This window comes from Grimontia marina (assembly GCF_900060185.1).
In the GTDB taxonomy this organism is placed as follows: domain Bacteria; phylum Pseudomonadota; class Gammaproteobacteria; order Enterobacterales; family Vibrionaceae; genus Enterovibrio; species Enterovibrio marinus.
Genome location: NZ_FIZY01000128.1, coordinates 1 through 2590 on the forward strand (window position 1 = coordinate 1; position 2590 = coordinate 2590).

Below are 2590 nucleotides of genomic sequence, written 5' to 3' on the forward strand. Positions count from 1 at the left end.
CATTATTACGCGCAGAGATGTACTGAGAGCATTAGGGAAAAACTTAACGCACTGTTTTAAAAAGCCAACATAGCGAACTATACCCTTCCTTCTTGAAGCTGCAGCGGTGTTGGCTACGTTCGTTCACCCCAATCACATAGTTTATCTATGCGCATGGGGATGAACTTACTTGCCGCCTACCTGCAGCTTCAAGTTGTTTTGGTATAAGGTAAGCGCATCATAAACACCGCATTCTAATCAACCTCAGTCCGCCATAAGATCAAATCTCCAACCTCAAGGAGATCTGAAATGGCAAAACGACGCACCAACCAAGAATGGCAAACCTTGTTCGAGCAATACCAATCCAGTCAACTATCCCAGCGTGTTTTCTGCGAGCGCCATAGTCTGAGTCTTTCGACCTTTTATGCAAAGCGTCAACAATTGCAGTGCTTTGGGCAATCTCAAACTGGTGGCTTTATCAAAGCAGAAGTTATCGAAAAAACGACTCGCTACCAAGTAACTCAAACACCCGTCGCCAACATGACATTATTTATTAATGACGCTGAACTCAGCATTCCACAGGGTACACCTGCCTCGTATCTGGCAGAGTTAATCGGAGCACTGTCATGAAACGAATGTTGAGCGCCCCGAATGTTTACCTGTATCGAGAGTTCGTGGACTTTAGAAAATCCATCAATGGCCTAGCGGCGATTATCGAGTCAGAAACCGATTTGCCGCTAGGTACAGGCGCACTTTTCCTGTTTACCAATAAACAACGCGACAAAGTCAAAGTGTTGTACTGGGATAAAACGGGCTTCGCCCTGTGGTACAAACGGCTCGAAAAAGCCAAATTCAAATGGCCCACTCAAGAGAAAAAACAGGTCTACACCCTGACTCAATTTGACTTAGATAGACTGTTATCTGGCTTCACGATAATCGGCCATAACCCGATAAAAATAGACAATTTTACAATGAGTTAATCTCGATAAAAGTCAGTTATACCAAGCCTTGACGTGGTGTTTTTAGTATAATCAATGCCATGAAAAAGACGCCCGATATTAACCCAGAAAGCCAAGACATCGCCGAGCTTAAAGCTATGGTGAAAGCGTTGATGTCGGAGAAAAAAGAGTGGCAACAAGAGCGCCAATCCTTAATTGAACAGTTTAAACTGGCCCTTGACCGTCAATTCGCCAAACGCTCGGAAGCGTTAAAGCCTTATAATGAAGCGCAAGGTGACCTCTTTAATGAGGCGGAATGTGAAGCAGCGAAAGTGGAAGATGAGGTTATCACCACCACAACGACGACCATTAAACGTCGTGGTAAACGTCAACCGCTGCCTAAAGACTTACCGCGTGAAACACTCGTACTTGACCTAGATGAGCACGACAAGCAGTGCTCATGCTGCCAACACGCTCTGCATAAAATCGGCGAAGACCGCAGTGAAAAGCTGGAGTTCACGCCCGCCGTCCTAAAAGTATTGGAAGTCGTTCGCCCGAAATACGCCTGTCGTCAGTGTGAACAACAGGCTGAAAAAAGCCACATTCACCAACAACCCGCACCGATAAGTATCATCCCCAAAAGCTTCGCTACCGAAAGTCTGCTTGCCAACATTATTTTAGGCAAATATCAGTATGCGCTTCCGCTGTATCGTCAGGAAACCTTGTTCACCCAATCAGGTATCGAGTTATCGAGAACGACCATGGCAAGGTGGGTAATCCAGGTGAGTGAAAAGTTCAAACCGCTTTATCAGGCACTGAAGGCTCACTTACTCGAACAAGTGGTGGTTCAGGCCGATGAAACGCCGCTCAATGTGCTCAAGGAAGACAAGCAATGTTACATGTGGTTGTACTTCTCGGGAGCCGACTCCCCTGAAGATAAACTCCCTGACATGAAAAATATCGTCTTGTTCGACTATCAAAACAGTCGCGCGAGAGTGTGCCCCGTGAACTTCTTGGGTGATTACTCAGGCTATCTGCAAAGTGATGGTTACGCGGCTTATGATGGATTAACCAACGTCACCAATGTCGGTTGCTTCGCTCATGCACGTCGTAAGTTCATGGAAGCGAAGAAGCTTCAGGGCAAGGGTAAAACAGGTAAAGCGGATGTGGCGTTAGCCAAAATCCAAAAGTTGTACGCACTTGAATCTCGATTAAAACTGGCTTCGGTCGAAGAGCGTTGGGCAGAAAGACAAGCGCAGGCTAAACCGATGTTGGATGACTTCTATGACTGGTTAACCACGCAGAAAGTCATCGAATCGAGTCCTCTTGGTAAAGCCATCAAGTACACCTTGGGTCAGTGGCCTAAGCTGATACGCTATGTTGAAGATGGGCATTTATCTATCGACAACAACCGAGCGGAACGCGCAATCAAATCGCTGGTCATTGGCAGAAAAAATTGGTTATTCTCGACGAATCCACTTGGTGCTGATGCGAGTGCTTTGCTGTATAGCATCATCGAGACGGCGAAAGCGAACGGACTGATACTCTACGATTACATGGTCAAATGTATGAAAGAACTGGCAAAGCCAGAGCCTGATATCAACTCACTGCTTCCTTGGAACTTCTCATACTAAAACGCCCCGTGGGATCATGGGGCGCATACGATACGCTAT

3 protein-coding genes are annotated in these 2590 nt (G+C 46.3%); all 3 read left to right on the plus strand.

Going from position 1 to position 2590, the window contains the following annotated elements; genetic code table 11:
* Window positions 1-288: 288 nt before the first annotated feature.
* The 3 genes from tnpA to tnpC are packed head-to-tail and all read left to right on the plus strand — an operon-like array spanning window position 289 to window position 2551.
* A complete protein-coding gene (tnpA, locus tag GMA8713_RS25330; protein ID WP_062715403.1) occupies window positions 289-609 on the plus strand; it encodes an IS66 family insertion sequence element accessory protein TnpA in 321 nt (106 codons plus the stop codon).
* Window positions 606-959, plus strand: coding sequence for an IS66 family insertion sequence element accessory protein TnpB (tnpB, locus tag GMA8713_RS25335; protein WP_062715405.1), 354 nt, complete (start codon window positions 606-608; stop codon window positions 957-959). The genes tnpA and tnpB overlap by 4 nt, the downstream gene beginning before the upstream one ends.
* Before the next feature lie 59 nt (window positions 960-1018).
* Window positions 1019-2551 (plus strand): IS66 family transposase, encoded by a 1533-nt coding sequence (tnpC, locus tag GMA8713_RS25340; protein WP_062715407.1) that lies wholly within the window; start codon window positions 1019-1021, stop codon window positions 2549-2551.
* The last annotated feature ends 39 nt before the right edge of the window (window positions 2552-2590 follow it).